25 protein-coding genes are annotated in these 20,986 nt (G+C 55.7%); 4 read left to right on the top strand and 21 right to left on the bottom strand.

The window, feature by feature from the left end:
- Positions 1-2: 2 nt before the first annotated feature.
- From AC2FAJ_RS13405 to AC2FAJ_RS13490, 18 genes are all read right to left on the bottom strand, one after another.
- Positions 3-1,190, bottom strand: a complete 1,188-nt coding sequence (locus AC2FAJ_RS13405; RefSeq protein ID WP_041908048.1) for a phage tail sheath protein — start codon at positions 1,188-1,190, stop codon at positions 3-5.
- A 390-nt stretch (positions 1,191-1,580) separates the two neighbouring features.
- A complete protein-coding gene (locus AC2FAJ_RS13410; protein ID WP_485454236.1) occupies positions 1,581-2,018 on the bottom strand; it encodes a tail fiber assembly protein in 438 nt (145 codons plus the stop codon).
- 3 nt (positions 2,019-2,021) lie between these two features.
- Entirely contained in the window at positions 2,022-3,893 is a 1,872-nt protein-coding gene (locus AC2FAJ_RS13415; RefSeq protein ID WP_041908044.1) for a phage tail protein, read from the bottom strand.
- Between the two features lie 11 nt (positions 3,894-3,904).
- On the bottom strand, positions 3,905-4,435 hold the full coding sequence (locus tag AC2FAJ_RS13420) for a phage tail protein I (RefSeq protein WP_041908042.1): 531 nt from the start codon (positions 4,433-4,435) through the stop codon (positions 3,905-3,907).
- Positions 4,428-5,336: a baseplate assembly protein gene (locus AC2FAJ_RS13425; RefSeq protein ID WP_041908040.1), complete on the bottom strand. Its 909-nt coding sequence runs from the start codon at positions 5,334-5,336 to the stop codon at positions 4,428-4,430. Before AC2FAJ_RS13425 ends, AC2FAJ_RS13420 begins: the two co-directional genes overlap by 8 nt.
- Before the next feature lie 5 nt (positions 5,337-5,341).
- Positions 5,342-5,692 carry a GPW/gp25 family protein gene (locus AC2FAJ_RS13430; protein ID WP_041908038.1) on the bottom strand — a complete coding sequence of 117 codons (351 nt, stop codon included), beginning with the start codon at positions 5,690-5,692 and terminating at the stop codon, positions 5,342-5,344.
- Positions 5,689-6,330 (bottom strand): phage baseplate assembly protein V, encoded by a 642-nt coding sequence (locus AC2FAJ_RS13435; RefSeq protein WP_041908037.1) that lies wholly within the window; start codon positions 6,328-6,330, stop codon positions 5,689-5,691. Before AC2FAJ_RS13435 ends, AC2FAJ_RS13430 begins: the two co-directional genes overlap by 4 nt.
- Positions 6,331-6,411: 81 nt before the next feature.
- A complete protein-coding gene (locus AC2FAJ_RS13440) occupies positions 6,412-6,879 on the bottom strand; it encodes a phage tail protein (RefSeq protein ID WP_041908035.1) in 468 nt (155 codons plus the stop codon).
- Positions 6,842-7,087, bottom strand: a complete 246-nt coding sequence (lysC, locus tag AC2FAJ_RS13445) for an Rz1-like lysis system protein LysC (protein ID WP_075202980.1) — start codon at positions 7,085-7,087, stop codon at positions 6,842-6,844. The genes AC2FAJ_RS13440 and lysC overlap by 38 nt, the downstream gene beginning before the upstream one ends.
- Positions 6,975-7,400 carry an Rz-like lysis system protein LysB gene (gene lysB / locus AC2FAJ_RS13450; protein WP_045631363.1) on the bottom strand — a complete coding sequence of 142 codons (426 nt, stop codon included), beginning with the start codon at positions 7,398-7,400 and terminating at the stop codon, positions 6,975-6,977. The genes lysC and lysB overlap by 113 nt, the downstream gene beginning before the upstream one ends.
- Positions 7,397-7,906 carry a lysozyme gene (locus tag AC2FAJ_RS13455; protein WP_060572088.1) on the bottom strand — a complete coding sequence of 170 codons (510 nt, stop codon included), beginning with the start codon at positions 7,904-7,906 and terminating at the stop codon, positions 7,397-7,399. The genes lysB and AC2FAJ_RS13455 overlap by 4 nt, the downstream gene beginning before the upstream one ends.
- Entirely contained in the window at positions 7,890-8,111 is a 222-nt protein-coding gene (locus AC2FAJ_RS13460; RefSeq protein ID WP_045260131.1) for a phage holin family protein, read from the bottom strand. The genes AC2FAJ_RS13455 and AC2FAJ_RS13460 overlap by 17 nt, the downstream gene beginning before the upstream one ends.
- The gene (locus AC2FAJ_RS13465; RefSeq protein ID WP_042715252.1) at positions 8,102-8,305 is read right to left on the bottom strand and encodes a tail protein X; all 204 of its coding nucleotides are present in this window, start codon (positions 8,303-8,305) and stop codon (positions 8,102-8,104) included. Before AC2FAJ_RS13465 ends, AC2FAJ_RS13460 begins: the two co-directional genes overlap by 10 nt.
- Positions 8,306-8,485: 180 nt before the next feature.
- On the bottom strand, positions 8,486-8,926 hold the full coding sequence (locus AC2FAJ_RS13470; protein ID WP_041908026.1) for a DinI-like family protein: 441 nt from the start codon (positions 8,924-8,926) through the stop codon (positions 8,486-8,488).
- Between the two features lie 109 nt (positions 8,927-9,035).
- The gene (locus tag AC2FAJ_RS13475; RefSeq protein ID WP_485454237.1) at positions 9,036-11,225 is read right to left on the bottom strand and encodes a replication endonuclease; all 2,190 of its coding nucleotides are present in this window, start codon (positions 11,223-11,225) and stop codon (positions 9,036-9,038) included.
- Between the two features lies 1 nt (position 11,226).
- Entirely contained in the window at positions 11,227-11,448 is a 222-nt protein-coding gene (locus AC2FAJ_RS13480; RefSeq protein WP_041908022.1) for a TraR/DksA family transcriptional regulator, read from the bottom strand.
- Complete coding sequence (locus AC2FAJ_RS13485; protein WP_041908021.1) at positions 11,448-11,675, bottom strand: DUF2732 family protein; 228 nt, start codon at positions 11,673-11,675, stop codon at positions 11,448-11,450. The genes AC2FAJ_RS13480 and AC2FAJ_RS13485 overlap by 1 nt, the downstream gene beginning before the upstream one ends.
- 68 nt (positions 11,676-11,743) lie before the next feature.
- Positions 11,744-12,082 (bottom strand): DUF5347 domain-containing protein, encoded by a 339-nt coding sequence (locus AC2FAJ_RS13490; RefSeq protein ID WP_048958928.1) that lies wholly within the window; start codon positions 12,080-12,082, stop codon positions 11,744-11,746.
- Between the two features lie 227 nt (positions 12,083-12,309).
- Between AC2FAJ_RS13490 and AC2FAJ_RS13495 the strand changes: the two genes are divergently transcribed.
- Positions 12,310-12,885, top strand: a complete 576-nt coding sequence (locus tag AC2FAJ_RS13495) for a phage repressor protein CI (protein ID WP_041908019.1) — start codon at positions 12,310-12,312, stop codon at positions 12,883-12,885.
- A 193-nt stretch (positions 12,886-13,078) separates the two neighbouring features.
- Positions 13,079-14,248 (top strand): coiled-coil domain-containing protein, encoded by a 1,170-nt coding sequence (locus AC2FAJ_RS13500; RefSeq protein ID WP_041908017.1) that lies wholly within the window; start codon positions 13,079-13,081, stop codon positions 14,246-14,248.
- On the opposite strand, the gene AC2FAJ_RS13505 is transcribed toward AC2FAJ_RS13500, so the two are convergent.
- Positions 14,249-15,013: a siderophore-interacting protein gene (locus AC2FAJ_RS13505; RefSeq protein WP_041908015.1), complete on the bottom strand. Its 765-nt coding sequence runs from the start codon at positions 15,011-15,013 to the stop codon at positions 14,249-14,251.
- A 147-nt stretch (positions 15,014-15,160) separates the two neighbouring features.
- Here AC2FAJ_RS13505 and AC2FAJ_RS13510 point away from each other — a divergent pair, with 147 nt between their 5' ends.
- A complete protein-coding gene (locus AC2FAJ_RS13510; protein WP_041908013.1) occupies positions 15,161-15,655 on the top strand; it encodes a PadR family transcriptional regulator in 495 nt (164 codons plus the stop codon).
- Here AC2FAJ_RS13510 and AC2FAJ_RS13515 read toward each other — a convergent pair.
- On the bottom strand, positions 15,652-17,211 hold the full coding sequence (locus AC2FAJ_RS13515; RefSeq protein WP_060572081.1) for a methyl-accepting chemotaxis protein: 1,560 nt from the start codon (positions 17,209-17,211) through the stop codon (positions 15,652-15,654). The genes AC2FAJ_RS13510 and AC2FAJ_RS13515 overlap by 4 nt on opposite strands.
- Positions 17,212-17,547: 336 nt before the next feature.
- Positions 17,548-19,068 (bottom strand): methyl-accepting chemotaxis protein, encoded by a 1,521-nt coding sequence (locus AC2FAJ_RS13520; protein WP_060572079.1) that lies wholly within the window; start codon positions 19,066-19,068, stop codon positions 17,548-17,550.
- A 435-nt stretch (positions 19,069-19,503) separates the two neighbouring features.
- On the opposite strand from AC2FAJ_RS13520, the gene ygjG reads away from it, so the two are divergent.
- Positions 19,504-20,883: a putrescine aminotransferase gene (gene ygjG / locus AC2FAJ_RS13525; protein WP_048339182.1), complete on the top strand. Its 1,380-nt coding sequence runs from the start codon at positions 19,504-19,506 to the stop codon at positions 20,881-20,883.
- Positions 20,884-20,986 lie beyond the last annotated feature (103 nt).

Raw genomic sequence — 20,986 nt, forward strand, 5'->3', positions numbered from 1 at the left:
CCTTAGCTATTAACCGAATCTGACAGGTCTGCCAGATAGGTATCGGTGATGCGCTGGCGCAGGGTCAGATTTTCCAGCGGCGGGACAGGGGTGTAGTCATAATCGATATACAGTTTCCCCGCTTTCAGGGTTGATGCGTCGTTCGACTCAGGGTCATACCAGCAGGAGCCGTCGACGATATAGCCGTTGGTTTTCAGCTCGCGGAACTTGGCATTAATACCGGACACGATGTCGCGGATAAGCGTTGGCGTGATGGGTTTATCCATCGCCCACGCGTGCGCTTCCGCCATGGTATCGGCCAGCACCTGCGCGGTACGGGTGTAGTTTTCAAAGACGAATAACGGATCGTCTGAGCAGGTGCGGTTACCCCAGAATTTGAAGCCGTCGTTGCGAATCAGCGTGGTGACGCCAGCCTGATTAAGCAGGTTCGCGTCGGTGGCCTGTTCCTGCAGATCCCAGGAGACCGAAGCGCTTACGCCAGTGACGCCGTTAACGCCAACGTTTGACAGGGTTTTATGCCAGCCCATTGTCTGATCGATTTTGGCACGTAGGCCAAGCGCACGGGCGGTCGCCCAGGCCATTGTCGTCGCATTCGTAGTGGTATCCCACGCCAGAAAATCAGGGTGGATAACCATCAGCTCGCGCTGGCTGAAGTTTTTACGGTAGTTGATCGCCTCAGAAATGGTTTTGCACCCCCATGCGCTGACATAGCCAAACGCGCGCAGGCTCTGGCACGTGGCGGCCAACGCGGTTGCCACTTCCTGAGAGTCCAGCCCCGGTACGCCGAGAATGCGTGGCTTAACGCCGGTCACCGTTTTCGCCGTGAGAAGCGCCTTCAGACCGGTGTATTTACCGTTTTCATCGGTGGTACCGATGATGTTGGAAACGGTCTGTTTGCGAGCCTCTTCCGGGGTCTCTGCGGTGCCTTCAGCCACGCGAACAACCACGACAACCGGTTTACACTGGTCGGCGATCGCCTGCAGAGAAGCGGACAGCGTCCCCGCCTTGCCGGCTTTCGCAATCGCGCTTTGCACGTTGGTAATGAGCACGGGCTCGTTTAAAGGAAATGTCTTGTCGTCAGCATCACTGGCCGTACAGACCATGCCGATGATTGCCGTCGAGACGGTGGAAATGGTGCGGGTGCCATCGTTGATTTCGATAACTTCCACGCCGTGGTGATAGTCGCCCATCCGGTTAACTCCTTCGTTTAGTGGTGAGGCTAGTTTCTCTTGGGCGGGGGAGTTATGAAACGTAATGCCGTTGGAGGTAAGACAGCACAACGCACAGTGAGTGGTTGACCCGCGCGGGAAAGGTGACCGCTCGTTTTGAGCGATCAATCATGAGTCATTGTTCGTCGATAACCATGATTAATGATTGAATATTATCGATATCGTTGCGCCAATAACGATGGTTATGACGATTTTACTGTGGTTAACAGATGGTCGGACTGCAAGGTGGATTTTTGGTTATTACTAGCTGCAATTCTTTGTCGGTGATGAAACAGAAGAATATGAGGAATGTCCCTATGAATAAGAAATAGCCCGCATGATGCGGACTATTTCTTTAAAATAACCAACCGATTAAACAGAAATCCACACAGGAGTTTTAGGCCAGTCAGGTGTACTGAGGTCAATCCCCGTCAGTTCAACAACGTATTTTTTCAGTTCTTCCAGTTGTATTCTTTCTTCCTCGGTGGCAATCCCCAAATCAACTGCAGACTGCAGCGGAAAAGCGCGAACCGCCGCCTCTCGTTGCCTGTTCAATAGCTCTCTGCGATTAGTCGCGAGGGTTTCTTCTGGTGTTCTGACCGGTGCGGTTACAGTGATCCATTCCATCTGTTTACTCTCGACGTTGTAACCGGGGGCGCAGTTAACGGGAGCAGCACCGACAAATTTTTCATGCTCTGAATCACTGACCCGAACAAGGTCATCCGGCAGAGCGTTAACAGACTTGTAATAGCGCAGACTTTTTATCGGATAGAAGCCGCGCGTTTTATTGCTGAATAACTGACTATGCATAAACTAATATCCTGTTACGACAAAAGAGAAATAACCGCTCATATTCCGCGTGTGAAGAGTGAAAGCACTTGCACTTAAAGGGTTAGCTGTCCAGTAAGAATCTCTGTCACTCCCCCCTGTTCCGCTGAAAGAGCCACCTATTGCGAGGATTCCGTTAGGAAAAGCAGCCGGAAGATAAACAGTGACATCCGGGTTGGAATTGGAGTTGGAAGCAACCCCGCCAATACACTGCATGAACACCTGACCGTTGCCGTGACGGTAATAGGCAGAGTTGTTTCCGGTGGTGGTCGACCCTGACTGGTTCGGTGGCGGGTTGTTCGAAGAATAAACCCTTACCTGCCCGCCGGATTCAAACACCCCCTGACCCGCAACGATATTGCCTCCGCTGTTAATTTGCCCAGCAGCAAGAATTGAGTCGCCGCTATAAAGCCGTTGGGGTGCATTGAATGTTCCGTTTGCATCAAAAGAATACAGGGCTCCACTGCCAGAATCCCCAATGATATGAACGACTGCGGAACCAAAATCATTTTTACCCGATCGTAATATGCCAAAACTAACAGAAGCACCATATCCATGACCACTCGTTACAGACGTTCCTTTCACGATCGGAAGGTATACCGAATTATCTTTAGCGGTAGTGTATCCACCAACAAAAAACGGTGCTGAGCCATTAGTATATTGATGTGCAAATGCCCCACCTCCCTGCCAGTATTCCGGCTTAGTGGCGTAATACTTTGCACCATCGAGATAATCAACGCTTCCCCCGTAGTTTGTGAGAACTTTCGTCCAGCTCCCCCAGTATCCGTTATCTCCATTTAAGGTACGGAATTTTAGCTGTTTACCGCCATCACTATAAGACGCAGCATATTGCACCCGATAGTTACCACCCAGTCCTCCCACATCAAGAATTGTCGCCTCATAGCCAGGTGAATAGGCAGCACTGGCATAACAGAAACTTACGGAATTAGCAGGAAGACCGCTTGCGTCTTTAATCTCTCTGCTCGCTTCGGCAGCCGCAGACCGTATAGCAAGCGCACCACCGTTAACCACCACGCGCCCGGGCGTGATGTCGTCACGACTATCCTGGGCATTTTTACCAGCAGCAGTACCCAGACTGTTTTTCAGCTTTATGAGATCATCACTGACAGTCTTCACAGACTTTGATGTGGCCGCAAGCGTCTCTGAAGCACTATCGGTCGCACTGCTAAGCTGAACAATCCCCTTTTGTCCGGTAGTCGCATCCTGAGCCGTATACTTACCACGGGCAAGGTCGTAGGCAGCCTTAACCGCTTTCGGCGTTGCCGCCAGCGCTTCAGAGGAGCTATCAGTCGCACTACTAAGCTGAGTAAACCCTTTAGCCGTTAGCGTGGCATCAGGATGGCGACGAGACTGCTCATGCTCTTCAAGCTTCTCATCAACGTACTCCTGGGTCGCCATTACCGTAGACGTATCTATCGAGAGTTCGACTGACTCAATGTCGCTTACCATGATGACCATACGCACGGTCTGCGCACGTCCGGATCCTTCCGCCAACAACGGCTTATAGCTTTCAGCCATGTTCCCAACGGCAATCAGTGTCCCGGTGTCATCATAGAGGCCCATTTCTCGCATCCAGAAACCACCGGTTTCAGGCGGAATGAGCAGCTCCGCGATCACATAATTTTGATGCTTGTTATCCTGGCTGATTTTATTCAGCGCATGGCGCCAGACTTCATTAACCAGCTTCGTCTGCCCGGCATCAGGCACCGGCAACGTGCCACCACCGTCACCCACCGCCATCGCCGTAAAATTCACTTTCTTGCCGTTCGGGACGGTCGCTGCAGCCAGTTTTTCGGCACCGGCTTTGGTGATAACCGTTTTATATTTCACTGTCATTGTGCTCTCACTTATCCGGGATAAACCGTGATGATGTCGCCGTCATAGCCCAAGGCGCCGGTATAGAGATAACCCGGAATGTCCTGGATGATATTCAGGCCAATAAGGTGGCGGCTGGCAGGCTTTGCATCAGCAACCAGCCTCTCCATTTCGTAATACATTTCCTCGTTAATACCGGTGTCCAGCACGCCAATATCAAGGCGGAAAGTGCCGGGCGGATCGTTGGTTTCCCACCACTCGGTGACGTTAATCAGATAGCCAAGCGGCTCCACCACGCGACGCACGGCGCCAATCGTCCCTTTGTGGGCATGGATAAACCACGCCGCGCGGATCACGTCCCGCTTGGTGGCTTCCGGCCAGCTTTCGTCCCAGCGGTCAACCGAAAATGCCCATGCCAGCCACGGCAGCAAATTCGCCGGGCAGGTATCCACATTCCAGAGGTGGCGCAACGGAACGGGCGTATTTTCGATGTCCGCACAGGCGCGCGCTGCCGCGACCTCAAGGGGCGATGAGCCAACCGGTAAAAGGCGGGTGTTACTCATCGTTCCCTCCCACGGTTACGCTGTAGTGGCTGCACCATGAGGCCTGGGTTTCATCAAGCACGATGTCAGCCGCGGGTGCGGTCAGTTCCACCCGCTGCACCCCTTCTACGTGAAGAGCGGCATAAATGGCGGACTTGCGAATATCGCGTCCAAGACGATGCTGAGCCGTGATATAGGCCTGTAACCGGGTTCTTGCCGCGTTGAGTACCGGCTCGCTTTCGGGGCCGGGAAAAAGGAAAAGCGATGCTTCGATGCTGTAATCAACTATTTTGGCCGACTGGACGGTAACGCGGTCGGCAACCGGCCTGATGTCTTCATCGTTTAGGGCGTTACGAACAATAGCGATCAGCTCTTCAGACGCTATGCCGTTATTCTCCCGGGAGAGTACGGAAATCGTGACGTTCGCCGGCTGCGGGCTGATGACGGAGATGTCCGCTACCCGGCCATCGGCACTGCGGCCATGGAACTGGTACGCGCCCGTCGAACCGGCCACGCTCAGCCCTTCCGGCGCCTGCTGGATGCGCAGACGAAAATCGGTATCGGACTCCATCACAGCCGGCGTGGGTGGGAACGTGGTGTCGTCGGCAGGGGCGATCACCAGACGCGCAAGGTTAGCGTTTGCCCCAATCTGGTCCAGATCGCTGCCCGCTGCATAGGCCAACATGACCGCACGCGCGGCCTCGTTAACCCGCTGACGCCACATGACTTCCCGGTAGGCATTCTCCTGCAGGAGCTTCACAATCGGCTCTGACTCCAGCGTCAGCGTCCGCGCAATCGCCTCTCGTTCCTCTTCGGGATAGAGCGAGACAAAGGTGGCCTTTCGTTCTGCCAACAGCGTTTCATAATCCACCTCTTCCACGACATCAGGCGCGGCGAGCTGGCTCAGATCAACAATAGCCATAGCGTTTAACTCAGTGAAATGGTGATAGAAAAGGATTGTCCGGAGGTCGGGCGCGTGCCGGTGATATCGACATACAACGTCCCGTCGTTCTCCGAACGCTCGAAAGTGATTGCCGTCAGGCTTATCCGCGGCTCCCATTTCTGGATGGCGGAATAGCATGCGGACATGATTTGCAGACGCAGAGCAGGGCTCTGCGGCCTGTCGATCATCGCCGCCAGCAGCGAGCCGTAATCCCTGCGCATGACCCGCGAGCCAATCGGCGTGACCAGAATGTCGCGCACGCTTTGCCGGATGTGTTCAGCTTCTGAAATGCTCAGCCCGGTCTGCCTGTTCATTCCCCTGTATCGCACCGTCATTGTGTCCCCTTAGTCCAGCTTCCGCCGCTTTGCACGCTGCCGTGCGCGTGGTTGTCCACCTGCACCCCGTTGGAGGTGAATTTACCGCCGGAATGCTCAATATTTCCGGCCATCACACCGCCCTGCTGCACTTCAAGAGAGGCGGTAATTAACTTGTTGGTACACACCACTTCAGGCGTATCCAGCGTGATGCGGGAAGTTGACGTCACCCGCACCTCCGGCACGGTGGCGGTCAGCGATTCCGAGGCGGTAATGTCGGCCGTTTTAATGCCAGTAACCGTCAGCGCCCCGCGTTCGGGTTCGTACTCGATCACCGCGCCGTCAGGGAACGATACATGGAGCGCGTCAGACGACCCGGACGGGGCCGGATGGTCGTCCGAGAAAATGCCGGGCAGCACAAAGGCGGTATCAAGCTCGCCTCCGATGGCCAGCAGCAGCACCTGCTCGCCCTCGGAAGGCGCCCACCAGACGCGCGAACGTCCCGCACGACAGGTTAGCCAGTTCAGCCAGGTAGTTTTCATCCCGCCGGTCTGGACACGACAAAGCCCTCTGTTGAGGTCAACCTCGGTCACAACACCGATACGAATCAGATTGCGGATCGCGCGAGCGATACCGTTCATGGAAGTTAATGTATTCATGAGAAGAGAATGCCGTTCAGGAGGAACGGCAGCAACGAGACGGGGTTTTATGCGGGATGAAACAACACGGCGCGGGGGAAATTACGCCTCCCACTGGCTGACCAGCTCACCGTTGATGTACAACGACGTCGGACGCGTGACGGGCTCCGGCAGCGGCGGTTCGGGGGAATACGTCGCGTGCAGAGCGCCCTGCTCCTGTGCAACAAGCATGCGCTCGGTTAATTGCAAACTGACGCTGATATCCATCGTATCGTCATCGTTTAAGACGATCGTGAAGGAACATCCGTTTTTACGGCCTTCATCAAGGGTAAAAATGTCCGGCTGGTTCTCCCGAAGCCAGGCCAGCACGGGAACGAAAAATCCCTCGCTGTCGCCGGTGAAACCGCTGACCTTTGCAATCAGCTCATAGTGCTTTTCAAAGGAGAGCGAGGAGGCCAGGCGGGCGTCAATATGGCCGTTTCCGACCGACATCTGCAGGCGCTCCGGGCTGGCGTTCAGTTGGGGGATGGCGTCAATTAATGCCTGGCGCAGGCTCTTGAGTTTGTGCATCGAATTTATCCTGACAGTTTTTAATGGTTTCAACCTGCAGCGCGCAGGCGATAAGGGCATACTCAAGCCTGCGAATATCCGCGCTGAGATCGCCGTTAGTGGCGGGTTCGCTGCCCGGCATCGGGCAGAGGCTCACCTTCGGGCAGGCGTGGTAAACAATGGGCTGCGGAGGCGCAGGCGGTGCGGGTGTGCAACCTGCGGATAGCATCAGGCAGCCGAGCGTTATACCAGCGGCGTAACGCTTCATTTTCATTAAGTAATCTCCCGATAGTCGCTTCCCGTTTCGCGCTCTCCTCACCCGCAGTGACAAGCGCCTCACGGAGCCTGACCTGGGCGTTTTCGTTTGATCGGGCAATCCGTTGCGACAGGGACAGCTGATGGTTAAGCGTGGCGAGGGCATTTTTTTGCTCGCTGGCGACCCGGTTAGCCGTAGCTAAGGAACGGGACAGGGTCAGGTTGTCATGACGGAGCCACAGCGTGATGGCCAGCAGTCCGGCCAGCGCCAGCATGAGGGCTCTCATGGCAACCCCTTCGTGCACCATGCCTTCTCGCGGACACGGCGATTTTCGAGCCCGGTATTTTTAACGCCGTTGACGTACACCCAGCGGGTAAGCTGCTCGCACGCCTGTGACCACTGTTTACGCTTGATAAAGGACACCAGCGTCGAACGGCAGGCAGCGCCTGCGCCGACATTAAACGTGAAGCTCACCAGCGCGTCGTAGACCCGAGGCGGCATCTCCACCGGCGCGCACGCCGCCAGCCGCCGCTCCACGTTGAGCATATCAGCGACCAGGTTTGCCGCGACCTCGCGTTCGGTAATGTCCCGCGTGGGCACAACGTTTGCCGTGTGGCCAATGCCTGACGTCCACACCCCGGCACTACACCGGTAGGGCGTGAGGCGGCATCCTTCAAGATCGGCAATCAACGCCAGCCCCTCCGGAGACGTTTTCAGTAACCGAAAATCAGGCATCAGCACCGCCAGGGCCAGCACGCCGGCGACGCTGCAACGCTTAATGATTGAGTTCACGAATGCTCTTCTTATCGAGGCCAAGAGATTTGAGATAGCGCCAGGTTTTTCGCTTAAACCAGTAATTCGTCAGCGCGGTAAAAATGGCGCAAAGACTTCCCACGTACAGCGCGACTTTGTCAGGAGACATCGCCCCGAACCAGGCCAGCGCCACGGCCAGCCAGTAGGCGATAAACGTGGTGATTTTCTCCAGGCTCAGTCCCATAGGTTTACGGATTCTTTTGTGGGGGCGCTATCCACCTCCGGCATCTCTACCGGCGTTCCGTGAGGCAAGATAACCCCTAACTCCGCGAGGCCAGAGTTGGCCTTCAGAACGGCTTCAACGACGCCAGCCGTGCGCCCATAAAAGCGGGCGCAAACGGCATCAAGCGTGTCCCCCTGCATTGCATAGATCTTCATCAGTCGCTCCCAACATCCGGTTTCCAGGTACTGAAGAGTTTCCCGGGCCAGCAGGCTTTTCGCTATCGCCGACGGATGGACGCTCGCGGACACAACAAACCATCCGAGGGAAGCGAAGCGCGGTTCAATGGGAACGTAAAAATCTAATGAGGGTGTTCGGTCCGGGTAATAAAACCGGGTTTAGCGCCAGCTCTCGTCTTCCCAGACTTCCCGGAGAATAGTGTCCAGCGCCTCGCGATCGGCCTCTTTTTCAAGCCCCTGGAGCTCTACCCCCGTCACCGAGCCTACTCTCACGGTCACCCTCGTTGACGGAAACAGGGACCCTATTCTGCGGGTCAGTTCGCACTGAAAGGCTTCGGCGACGGACTGGCCAGCCAGCCGATCTTTATCGAGAGTAATGTTCACCCGAACGTTACTCTCTTTTTTGATTCGTTCCGGAACAGGCGATGCCGAGAAAACAACGGTAAAGGCGTTGTTCTTGATTAAATTTCCCCGCGCAATCTCAGCAATCAAATTCAGGGCAATCTCACGATCTCTTTCCTGACACGTTCCTTCTGTCGTCAGCCGAGCAATCATCTCGACTCGTTCAATCATGACCTGCTCGTTCAACTCTCTGTCCACACAACCTCCACCACGAGATACTGTATAAACATACAGTAGCATGTATTCATAAAAAGAGTGAAGCGAAAAATCAGAACCTTTAACGGTATGTACATGATATCGATAAAGATTAGCGTACTCGCCTGGTTAACAAATCCGTTAAATACCCAATACGTTCAAGGATTTTCCGCGCCTTTTCCTGATAAGAACACGCTGCAGGAAATAGCGTTCCGTCAGCTGCGCCCCTGCACCATTTGTCGTTAAAACGGCTAACGCCTCCGGCCATAAGATGCAGGGCCTCGCCCCGGCTGATGGCTATCCCGGTGGCGAGCCGTATCTCGTCAATCACCTTCTCTGGTACCCCGTTCTGCGGGTCGCTCGCGAAGACGATGGGCGACGTAGCGCCGGGGCGGATGAATTTGATGCGTTCGGTTAATGCCCGTCTCGCACGCCGGCTTAGGGGCTGAGACAGATTGTCCTGCGTACAGTTATTGACAGAACTCCGAGAGGGCTCAGGCGCATTCTTAATTTCCGAGGCCCTCTTCGGCACAATTTTCCACTGGGTGAGCCGGGTGACAATCGGGCTGCCCGCGCCGACGGCGGAGTCGTACACGCCACGAATACGGACCGTTTCCTCGCCGTACTGGTTAAACCCGGCGCGCGGTCCATACAGCGTGCGCACCTGTAAATCATCGCGACGGACAAACGGCCCTCCCTGCGCAGTAACGTAACCCGCCCAGTCACCGGCGTCGGCGGCATCATGGACGGCGGCAAACTCAACGCTCAAGCCGCGCGCGGCCTCAGTATCCGCCATACGTCGCAGCTCGCGGTAGACCGTTACCGGCGCGCCGCCGATGAACTGAAACTGACGAATGTGCCAGCGTCCCGCCCAGGCCGAAACGGCGGACGCCGTCTCCTTCAGAAGCCCGCCGCTTTCGTTATCGGTCTCGCCATCGAGCGCATAGCCGTCGATATTCTTTGAGATGTATTTGGCTATGTAACCGGTAGCACTGCCTTTCTTAGGATCGATCGCTTCCGCGTGAAAGCGCGCTCTTATGGCACTTTCGCTCTGCAGCTCAACAGCATCCTCCTGCCGCGCGTAATCCCCGATAATCTGGCGAACGCAGTCAACATCTCCCGGCAGCATAAACATCAGCATGTGCCAGTGGGGCGTACCGTCGTGATGGGGTTCCGCAACGCGGATACCAAAAATACGTCGCCCGTCCCGGTGGAGTTTTGCCCGGATACGTGCCCAGAGACGGGTAAAGTAGCCTTGCGTATCCGCCGGGCTGGCCCCGTTCCACTTAGCGTTGGAGTAGCCCGATTTCACGGTCGCGTGATACTGCGCGGGCGCGGTTAAGGTATAGAACTCGCCCACGTAGCCCAGCGCCTCACAGATATTTTCAAAACCGCGGATGCGGGTCATCAGTTCACAGCGGCGTATCGCCGGGTTAGACACCGAGGTATCGTATTTTTCAATCAGGCTGATGCGGTTGCCCTCTTCATCTTCAAGCTCCATGCCCTTGAGAAATTCGCGGGTGCGGCGCTTCTGCTCGCGCCACTCGGTCACGCAGCGCCTGCTCGCATACGCCGTTCTCTTTTTGCTGACGTTGCCGAGGGCAATCTGCAAATGCTCGCGCCAGGCCGCCGCGATACGGCGCAGGCGCCCGCGCCACCACACCTCGGAAAACATGCGGATCACCGCCGAGGCAGCGTCATCTTTGTTGAAAAACGTCTTTGACACCCGTTCCCAGTGGGGAGGCGAAACGTTGAACTGCCGGGCGATCAGTCCGGCGCGCTGGTACCAGACGTAAAGCGTCCGGTATTCGCCCATCTCAGCATCGTTAATATTCGCCAGCTCGCCGCGAATAAAGCTGGCGATATCTGCGGCCAGCAGGTCGATGTCCGCGCGGGACATATCCGGAAGACGGTTATAGCGCGTAACCAGCTCAACCATCCTCGAAGCGAGGTATTGCAGAATCTGGGTGTCGAAATGGTCATTAAACACGGCCCTGGAGACCGTATTGTGCAGGCCCTTGCAGGCATAGCGTTCAGAGACCAGACGCAGGCGAGGCAACATCCTTTTGCAGAATCGGATCGAGAAAGCATTAGCCTTCAGGCTGCCCTGATGCTGCTCGAGGGCGTCAATCGTGCGCCAGACCTCGAAGCGCACGCAGTCAGGCTGCTGTGAGAGGGCAATTCTTGCCTGCTGCAGCGCCGCGAAGAGGCGATCGCGACGCTGCTGTTGGGTGTGCGTGAGGTAAGGGCTGGCAATGGCCGACCGTGGAGCGTTCCACGGATAAGCAAATGACGTCGCCAACTCATCCTCCCCGGACGTGTTTATTTTTCATCTCCGCGATCTCCTGGCATGTGATGCACAAGGCCACTCCAGGTACCGCCTTTCGACGCGCCTCAGGTATCGGCGCATCGCAGTCCTCGCACAGAAAACGCGAAGGCGATGCGGGTCGCCTGCGGGCGCTGTTAATGTGGCGCTCTCTGTCTTCCTGCTCGCGCGCCTGCGCAAGATCGATAAAATCGGCCATCAGTGCAGCTCCTGTGATTCACGCTCGTAGCGGGCTGCCTCGTGGCACAGCAGTTCGGCAACGTCCTCTCCGCTCATGCCGGTTTTGTAGATATGGCTCGCCAGCGCCTCCAGGCGCAGGGAGACCGCGAGGGCTCGCGCGCATCGTTCCTCTGTTTTAGCCTCCATCAGCAGGCGTTTCAGTTCTTCACTTCCGATCGGATAGGGGCGGTTTTCACTGTTTCGCATCACGCGTTCTCCTTAATTTCAGGCAATAGGCTGCCCGGCGGGTTTACGCCATTAGGTTTTTGGTTGGGTTATATCGGCATGGTCAGCCGTTCAGGAAATAAACTCACAACGGCACGAAAATGATTCATGGCGTTAATTAGCGCCCGTTTCTCTTCGGTCGTCAGCTCGCTGATATCGCACTCATGACGGGCGACAGGTAATCTCGCCAGGTAAAAGATGGCGGCCAGCGCCCTGCTGTTCTCCTCAAAACAGGGATCGCGCTTATCGCGCAGCTCGGCCATAAACCGTGCCAGCTCTTTTCCGCTATCGCTCCCGTATCGGGCGCGCAGTTCAGCGACGTGGTTAAGCCCGTTAAGACGTGCTCCCACGCTAAGTGGAACCCTTGCATGGGCAGCTTCTATCGCCATATCTCCCCTCGCATAAATTCACGCACGCTAATGTGCTGAAAACGCTCATAGCACGGCATTTTCCGCCGTTTGATGATTGCGATTTCACAAACCATGCTGCAAAATTCCCATTTTGATAATGTCTGCAATCATTAGCCTCTGTTTGCCAACTTCTGCCGCTGATTGCTCGAATTTGCAATGATATTAATACCCAATTGAGTATTAGTAAACACCCAAAGGAATATATTTTGATACTGGATTCTCAAGTGAATAATGAAGAGTTACTCGATAGAATCTGTCAGGTATATGGTTTCACGCAGAAAATCCAGCTGGCCCGGCACTTTAATATCGCCGCCAGCTCGCTTCAGAACCGCTACGCGCGCGGTACCATCTCTTACGACTTCGCGGTTCAGTGCGCGCTGGACACCGGTGCCAGCTTGCGCTGGCTGATGACCGGGCAAGGTGCGCAGTTTGAAGGTAACCCCGCATCGGGCGATCCGGTTTCAGTTTCGGCATTCACACTCAGTGATGGTAAGCTGGAAGAAAATACCATTTTGAGCATCGATGCCAGTTTCTTTAGCAAACCGCTGGCTCGCGGCATCGCTGTTCGGGCGGAGGGAAAGCTTCACTTTATCGAAAAAGAGGCGTCGTTAACCGACGGCCTTTGGCTGGTCGAGATTGAAGGCACCGCCAGCATCCGCGACTTAACGCTGTTACCGGGCAAAAAACTTCACGTAGCGGGCGGTAAAGTTCCGTTTGAGTGCGGTATCAACGAGATAAAAACGGTGGGTCGCGTGGTGGGGATCTACAGCGAGGTTATTTAAGGGACAGAGCGGGAAACAGTGAAAACGAAGCCATTTTGCGTATTCGCTCTCCTGCTCATATCTCGTACCTCACAAACTGCAAATCTAAAGAAATCCCCCATCGCGCCGATCATCATCCGTGTGTATTATTTCCTGTAGCTTTTACAACAACTACCCTTAACTCAAATACTTAAGCGCCAAAGCGAAAGGCATCATGAGCACACCGATCAAACGGCTAGAAATCATTAAAAATGCCATTGAACTGGAAGATGACGACATCATCCAGAGCCAGCTGACACGCCTGAAAAATGAAGCGTTTGACGATGAGCTACAGGCAATCGTCGTGGCGCTTGAGGAAAAGAACTATACCTCGGCCATGGCGGCCATAACCGCCTGGCTGCAGGGCCAACGCGCCGTGACCCAGTGGCGTGACCCACAGGTAGCCGCCAGCAAGCTGGAGCTGAAGGCGCTGGAAGAGCGTCTGCGCGATCTGATTGACCGCCGCAACGCGCGCGTGCAGCAGCTTGATGAGTTCAACGATCTCTATTTCTCCCGCCTCGGACCGCTGATGCAGCAGATCCTCGCCCTGCGTAAAACGCTGGCGGAGCTGAACCTGCGTCGTCAGCAGGCGGAGGCACGTCGTCGCGAGGAGGATTACCGCCGCTGTCAGCGCTATATGGCGCAGGCGGTGGAGGTGCTGGCGACGCTTACCCAGCGCTGGCGCGATCTCCCGGCTGACTCCGTCCAGGCCGCTCAGGCGCGTAAGCATCTGGAGCAACAAAGCAATCTGATTGCCAACCTGCTGGCCGAAGCGCTCGAACTGGAAAGCGGCTTAACGCGCGAAGAAGAGCCCGCGCGTCAGGCGCGCGACGAGGCCAACGAAGAGTACGAGAAGTATCGCGAACAGCATCACGATGCCGAAGTGCGGCTGCGCAAGGGCAAACATCTCTCGGAAGAAGATCAGAACGAACTCAAGCGCCTCTGGCGGCAGGCGAGCAAGCTCTGCCATCCGGATTTAGTCGCAGACGATCTGAAAGAGGAAGCCAACGCGATGATGGTGCAGCTCAACCAGGCCAAACAGCGCGGCGACGTCAAAACCATTCGCTCGCTGGTGGCCCGCCTGCAGCAGGGGTTCGAGCCATTGATGGCGAGCGACAGGCTGAACGATCTGGAGCGTATCCGCAAAAAAATGGCGCAGGTCCGCGAGCAAATCGACACCTTAGTGAACGAGCTGGCGGAGCTGGAAAAAGAGGAGTCCTGGCTGCTGGTATCGTCGCTGAGCAATATGGAAGCGTACTTTGCTCAGCAGGAGAAAGCGCTAAAAGAGGTATGCGCCTCGCTCGAACACCAGGTTAACGAAGCGCAAATGGATTCGGCAGCCTGATTATTTAGCGTGCCAGTATGCGCTGGCACGCACCAGATGCTGGTCAATCGCGTTGGTTTCAAACTGGCGGCTCAGGCTTTTTACCACCTTCCCTTCTCCGGTCAGCCAGATAAAGTAATCCTCCTCCGGCACGGCCAGCGCCGCCAGACGGTCAGCCACTGCCTGCTCGCTGTGGCCCACCACCCAGGTGATGTTGAAATCACTCAGGTGCGCCAGATAGTCCTTATAAGATTCGTCACCTACAGTCACCACCGCGTGAATCTCCGGACAAACCGGCAGTTTAGCAATGCTCTCTAAACGTCGACGCAGCGCCGGCATGCCGGACTCGTCGCACACGTACAGCTGCCAGGCGTAATCCTCCGGCACTACCAGCGAACCGCGCGGGCCGCCGATCGTCAACCTGTCGCCCACCTTCGCCTCGACTGCCCAGCCGCTGGCAATCCCGCCGTCATGAATGAAGAAATCGAGCGCCAGTTCATGATTTGCCTCATCGTACAGCGGCGTATAGTCGCGCGCCTGTGGACGTACGCCGTCGCCCCAGTCGATGCCTTCATCGGTGACCTTCGGCGGGACAAACGTGGTGCCAGGTGCAGGGAAAAAGACTTTGGTGTGGTCGTCGAAGCCGCGGGAGCTAAAGCCCTCCAGCGCCTCGCCGCCTAAAACAATGCGCTGAAAGCCTGCGCTAACGCGTTCAACGCGGCGCACCGTCAGCTCGCGAAAGCGCAGGTCATTACGCACGCGCTGTGGGTAACGGGTAGATGCCATTTTTAGCCTCTTCTCTGGTGAATACGATATATCGGAATTGATTTTTAAATGATAATGATTACTAATCAGTAAAAAAGCAAGATTTTTTAGATTGCATCTGAATATATCTTAGATATAGTTTAGATATATCAAATTAAGAGGCATAACATGCGACATGAACACGACGGCGGCGGACGCCGACCGCGCTTTTTCGGCCACGGCGACCTGCGACTGGTGATTCTGGATATCCTGACCCGCAGCGCCAGCCACGGCTATGAGCTGATCAAAGAGATCGAGAACCTGACCCAGGGGAACTACACGCCGAGCCCCGGTGTGATCTACCCGACGCTGGATTATCTGCAGGATCAAACCTTTATCACTATTACGGAAGAAGAGAGCGGTCGTAAGAAGATTGCGATTACCGCTGAAGGACAACGCTGGCTGGACGAAAACCGGGAACAGCTGGAACAGATCCAGGTGCGTATTAAGGCGCGCAGCGTCGGCTTTGAGCTGCGCAAAAACCCGCAGATGAAGCGGGCGCTGGATAACTTTAAAGCGGTGTTAGACCTGAAGGTAAATCAGGGAGAGCTCAGCGACGCGCAGCTCAAGCAGATTATCGGCATAATCGACCGCGCAGCGCTGGAGATCTCCCAGCTGGATTAAGCCGGCGCGTGCTCGCTCACTCGGAATACGCGTACCAGCTCTTTCAGGTGCATCGCCTGCTCGTTAAGGGATGCCGCCGCCGCGACGGACTCCTCCACCAGCGCAGAGTTCTGCTGGGTGGTGGCATCAATCAGGCCAATCGCGCTGTTGATCTGCGAAATCCCTTCCGTCTGCTCGTGGCTGGCCTGGCGGATCTCGCGCAGGATCGTGTCCATCTCCTCCACGTTGCCGACCATGCCATTGATCAACGCGCTCGCTTTTTCCACCAGATTCATCCCGTCCTGGGTCTGGCTGGTGGAGCTCTCGATCAGCTCGCGAATTTCACTGGCAGACGACGCGCTCTTCTGGGCAAGCTGGCGAACCTCACCGGCAACCACCGCGAAGCCGCGGCCGTGCTCGCCCGCACGCGCCGCTTCCACCGCCGCGTTCAGCGCCAGAATGTTGGTCTGGAACGCAATGGCGTCGATCAGGTCGATAATGTCGGACATCCGGTTCGACGTCTCGTTAATCAGGCGCATTTTGCTGGTCACCTGCTTCATCATATCCCCGTTGTTTTTGACCACCGTGGCGGCATCTGCCGAGAGATTAGTCGCTTCCCCGGTGTGCGAGGCGGTGTTTTTCACCGTCGCGGTGATCTGCTCCATCGAGGCGGCGGTCTGTTCAACGGAACTTGCCTGCTCCTCGGTGCGCGCGGCAAGATCCTGGTTACCGGCGACAATCTGCGCGGCTGCGCTGGAGATATTCTCCGAGCCTGTTTGCACCTGCTGCACAATATCCAGCAGGCGGTTTTTCATCTCCATCAGCGCGTGCAGCAATAGGCCCGTTTCGTCTTTGCCGTGCGGCGTGATGCTGCCCGTCAGGTCGCCCTCTGAAATGGCATTGGCAAAATTCACCGCCTCGCCGAGTGGGCGGGTAATAGCGCGCACGATAAACCAGCCAATCAGGCTGCCAGCGGCGACGCTAAAGAGGGTGATCAGGATCAGCAGCAGTCGGCTGGACCTGAAGTCTCCTTCCACCTGCGCCCCCGCGCTCTGCATCTCATGGTTCTGAATCGCAATCAGCTCCTGCACTTTAGCTTTATAGGCCTGCTGCACGGTGAGGGTATGGGTCATCATCTCCTGGATAGCACCCGCACGGTCATTATTCTGCACCGCCTGCAAAATGCGATAGCGCGAGTCCAGATACTGCTGACGAACGTCGCGGATCTCGGCAAGGACCTGCTGCGATTTCGGGTCCTGCAACACCGTATTCAGCTCGCCCAAAATCACCGTGATATGCTCGCTGATCTCTTTAAGATGCTGCTGCGACTGTGCCGTGTACGTTCCCTGTTCATCCAGCAGCATGAGCTGCTGAGTGCTAATAAATTCCTGGAAGTTGTCGATTAACTGGTTCGCTTTAACCGTGGTGGGATAATCATGGGTAATGATGGATTGCATCCCGTTGTTAGCCCGGTTCAGGCTCAGTAAGGACATACTGGCGCTGATCACCATCAGGACAATAAAGAATCCAAACGCCAGAAATAATTTCGTGCCGATCTTTACGTCATGTAAGAACATATTTACTCCATCGATGTGATTATTTCTCAGACGATCGCTGTTATCGGTAACGAATCCGCTAACTTTATGACTTTGATCGTTTTTTTATTTCATAACCATCACAATGGATAGGTAGAGACTATTAATTCCGCCCCATCGATCGTTACCAGACCACCAGAACAGGGTTTTGCAAAATAGCATCGGGGAAAACTGACTTAGGCAGGAATAAATAACTGAGGCAATTTCTTTAGTTACTTAATATCTCATTAACAATAAATAACATTAATAGTCACAATCACAAATAAAAAAGCCGTTTATTCCTTACGGTATAAACGACTTTTCCGGAACATTACTGGCTCAATGGAGCACCGTCACCGCATCCTTAAGACGCCCGGCGCGGTGTTTCACCATGGCAGAGATGTGCGCGCTCTCCTCGACCAGGTCGGCATTTTTTTGCGTAATGCTGTCCAGTTCCGCCACCGCGCGGGTTAGCTCTGACAACCCGGTCGCCTGTTCGGACGTCGAGTGGCTGATCTGCGCGATGAGCTGCGTGACGTTTTTCACCTGCTCGACAATGTCATCCATCGTGCGGCCTGCGGCGTGCACCTGCTCGGAGCCGGACTGTACCCTGCTGGCGCTGGCATCAATCAGCTTGCGGATATCGTTAGCCGCATTCGCGCTGCGGCTGGCAAGGTGGCGAACTTCCCCCGCGACCACGGCAAAGCCTTTCCCCTGCTCGCCGGCTCTTGCCGCTTCAACGGCCGCATTCAGCGCCAGGATATTGGTCTGGAAAGCGATGTCGTTAATCAGGGAGGTAATCGAGCCGATGCGCTGCGTGCTATCGGCGATGTCATCCATCGTTTTCACCACGGTCTGCATCGCGTTGCCGCCTTTCGTCGCCGCGCTGCTCGCGGCGACGGAGAGTTTGTCCACTTCGGCGGCGGTTTCTGAGTTGCTCTGAACGGAAGCGGCCATCTGGTTCATCGTTGCGACGGTCTGCTGCACGTTCGCCACGGTCTGACGCGTACGATCGTTCAGCGCTTCGTTCCCCTGCGCCAGCCTGTCGCTGCCGTCACGGACGCTCATCACCTGGCTTGAGACGTCATTGATGAGCCAGCGGCACATCAGCCCCAGTTGTCCTACCGCGCGCAGGGTCAGCCCCAGCTCGTCGCTGCGGTTCAGATGCTGCACGCTGTTGCGCTCGCCGGTCGCCACCTTCAGCGCCTGATGCGCGACGTTTTCGATCGGGCGGACAATTTGCTGCTCAAACAGCAGCGTTCCCAGCAGCGTTATCACGGCGGCCGCGGCGAGCGGCACCCAGCCTGCGGAGGTGGTCACCAGGGTAGCGGCAAGCGCGGCAAAGAGCACCGCCATCACGCTGCGTACGCGCCAGCGTAGCGGCATGGAAGGAAGTTTACCCAACCAGCCCTTACGCACCACCAGTCCTTTTTGGATGCGTTTTTTACAGCTCCCGTTATTCAGCGCCCGGTAGAGCGGCTCTACGGCAGCGATCTCTTCCTCCGTGGCTTTGGTGCGGATCGACATATACCCCGTCACCTGCCCATTCCGCACCATCGGTACCGCATTCGCGCGCACCCAGTAATGATCGCCATTCTTACGTCGGTTTTTGACAATGCCACTCCACGGCTCACCCTGCTGCAGGGTGTACCACATATCGGCAAACGCCGCTTTTGGCATGTCGGGATGGCGCACCAGATTGTGCGGCTGGCCCATCAACTCATCAAGCTGATAGCCGCTCACCTGCACAAAGGTGTCGTTCGCATGGGTCATATAGCTGTGGACGTCGGTGGTCGACATTAAGGTGGTGTCATCGTCCAGAGGATAATTATTCTGGGTGACACAGGAAGGAGAAGACATGACGGGCATTCCTTGCAGGTTATTCGAATGTTAATTTTGTGGTTTATTGTTTTTTCGGCGGTAAACAATTTATCTTTAGTTGTTAAACTTGATGGAGATCGCAGATTTCACTTAAACCGCACTTTTTGTGAGATTTTATAATTCATTGATTCCAAATACTTTCGCAAAGAAATTACCTATAAAGCATGACCTGTTAACGCCCACTTAAGCCGCAAGCCATGCACTCCTTTAGTGCAATTGCCTTTTTATGCACCTGAGAATGCGGGTTGCCCTGTACCCCTAAATCCCGTTTCGATTGCTCCGGCATGATTAAATATTGCGCAACATAATTTTAACCTGGCGTTTATCCCGATTTTCGTTAAGTCATCTGAAGTGGCGTAATCCCTGCAATACTTAACTCAGTATCATGTGATACGCGATCCCCGGGAGCATATTTTGAACAGGTTACCTTCCAGCGCCTCGGCTCTTGCCTGTACCGCGCACGCACTGAATCTCATTGAGAAGCGAACGCTCGATCATGAGGAGATGAAACAACTTAACCGAGAGGTCATTGATTACTTTAAAGAGCATGTGAATCCTGGTTTTCTGGAGTATCGCAAATCTGTTACCGCCGGCGGGGATTACGGAGCCGTAGAGTGGCAAGCGGGAAGTCTCAACACGCTTGTCGACACCCAGGGACAGGAGTTTATAGATTGCCTGGGTGGTTTCGGTATCTTTAACGTGGGGCACCGTAATCCAGTAGTGGTTTCCGCCGTACAGAATCAACTTGCGAAACAACCTCTCCATAGCCAGGAACTGCTCGACCCGCTTCGCGCCATGCTCGCGAAAACGCTGGCGGCCTTAACGCCCGGCAAGCTGAAATACAGCTTCTTCAGCAACAGCGGCACCGAGTCGGTCGAAGCGGCGATTAAGCTCGCCAAAGCGTACCAGTCGCCGCGCGGGAAATTTACCTTTATCGCCACCAGCGGCGCGTTCCACGGGAAATCCCTGGGCGCACTGTCGGCGACCGCCAAATCCACCTTCCGCAAACCGTTTATGCCGCTGCTGCCGGGCTTCCGCCACGTGCCGTTCGGTGACATTAACGCCATGCGCACCGTGCTGAGTGAATGCCGCAAAACCGGCGACGACGTGGCGGCGGTGATCCTGGAGCCGATTCAGGGCGAAGGCGGCGTCATCCTGCCTCCGCAGGGCTATCTGCCCGCCGTGCGACAGCTGTGCGATGAGTTTGGCGCGCTGCTGATCTTCGACGAAGTCCAGACCGGGATGGGGCGCACGGGCAAGATGTTTGCCTGCGAGCATGAGAACGTTCAGCCGGACATCCTGTGCCTGGCGAAAGCGTTGGGCGGCGGCGTGATGCCAATAGGTGCGACGGTGGCGACGGAAGAGGTCTTCTCTGTGCTGTTCGACAACCCGTTCCTGCATACCACCACCTTTGGCGGTAACCCGCTGGCCTGCGCGGCGGCGCTGGCGACCATCAACGTGCTGCTGGAGCAAAACCTGCCTGCGCAGGCGGAGCAGAAAGGCGACATGCTGCTGGACGGCTTCCGCCAGCTGGGCCGGGAATACCCGGACCTGGTGCAGGAGGCCCGCGGCAAAGGGATGCTGATGGCAATTGAATTTGTTGATAACGAAATCGGCTACAGCTTCGCGAGCGAGATGTTCCGCCAGCGGGTGCTGGTGGCCGGGACGCTCAACAACTCGAAAACCATCCGCATTGAGCCACCGCTGACGCTCACCGTTGAGCAGTGTGAGCAGGTGCTGAAAGCGGCGCGCAAAGCGCTGGCAGCCCTGCGCGTGAGCGTGGCAGAGGCGTAATAATGAGCCCCCCTATTTAGTGGGGGCTCCTGTTATTTCTTAACGTAATAAAATAATCATTACGGCAACATTTACCACAACCGTAAATAAATCAGGGACTGAT

Source organism: Enterobacter cloacae complex sp. 385G4, assembly GCF_057320665.1.